Annotated in this window: 2 protein-coding genes; both read left to right on the top strand. The window is 33.1% G+C overall.

Translation table 11 applies throughout. The features are described 5' to 3' along the window. Nucleotides 1-809 (top strand): glucose PTS transporter subunit IIA (locus Q0370_RS07315; RefSeq protein ID WP_299574030.1); only part of this gene is annotated, 809 nt, incomplete at its 5' end. Nucleotides 810-851: 42 nt separating this feature from the next. Further along, a partial coding sequence (locus tag Q0370_RS07320) for a family 1 glycosylhydrolase (RefSeq protein ID WP_299574033.1) occupies nt 852-1,093 on the top strand: 242 nt, incomplete at its 3' end.

Below are 1,093 nucleotides of genomic sequence, written 5' to 3' on the forward strand. Positions count from 1 at the left end.
TATTTGGAGTGACTGAACCTGGAATTTATGGTGTAACACTTCCAATGAAAATACCATTTATCATAGCCTGTATTTCAGCAGCAATCGGAGGAGCTATCGGTGGCTTCTTTAAAATGAAAACTTATACAATAGGTGTTCTTGGATTATTTAGCCTTTCTTCATATATTCCGAAAGAAGGAATTGGGAGAGATTTCTATATATATTCTGCAGTTTGCCTAATTTCACTTATTTCTGGAATTATACTAACAATGTTTGTTAAAATTCCAAAACTTTATGAAGATGAAAATGTAACAGGAAATACTGATGAAAAACAAGTAGACAAAAAGACTGAAAACACAGAAAATAAAATGTTAGAAAAAGAAGTTGTCTACAGCCCATTAAAAGGGACTATAAAAAAATTAAGTGAAACAGAAGATGAGGCATTTGCTTCAGGTGCTTTAGGAAAAGGAGCGGCAGTTGTTCCAACAGAAGGAAAGGTTGTGGCACCAACAGATGGGACAATAGTAACTTTATTTCCAACAAATCATGCAATTGCGATTGAAACTGACTCAGGAGCGGAATTATTAATTCACGTTGGACTTGATACAGTTCAATTAGATGGGAAATATTTTTATCCTAAAGTTAAAGAAGGGGATAAGGTAAAAAAAGGTGATTTAATGCTTGAATTTGATATTGATGAAATTAAAAAGGCTGGATATGTGTTGACAACACCTGTGATTGTGACTAATACTGATGAATATTTGGATGTACTTGAAATGAATAAAGAAAATGTTGATTTTGGAGAAAAATTGATTGCAATATTGAATTAAAATTTTAATAGATATAAATATATGGAAGAGAGGAGATTGGAAATGAAAAATAAAAGATTTCCAGAAGGATTTTTATGGGGAGGAGCTACTGCTGCAAATCAGCTTGAAGGAGCATATAATGAAGGTGGAAAAGGATTGTCAGTGCAAGATGTAACGCCGAGAGGCGGCGCAAATGTTGGTGGAGAAGTGTTAATTACAAAAGAGCCAACAGAAGACAATTTGAAATTAAAAGGGATTGATTTTTATCACAGATATAAAGAAGACATAGCTTTGTTTGCAGAAAT

The organism is uncultured Leptotrichia sp. (genome assembly GCF_938036635.1).
GTDB lineage: Bacteria > Fusobacteriota > Fusobacteriia > Fusobacteriales > Leptotrichiaceae > Leptotrichia > Leptotrichia hongkongensis.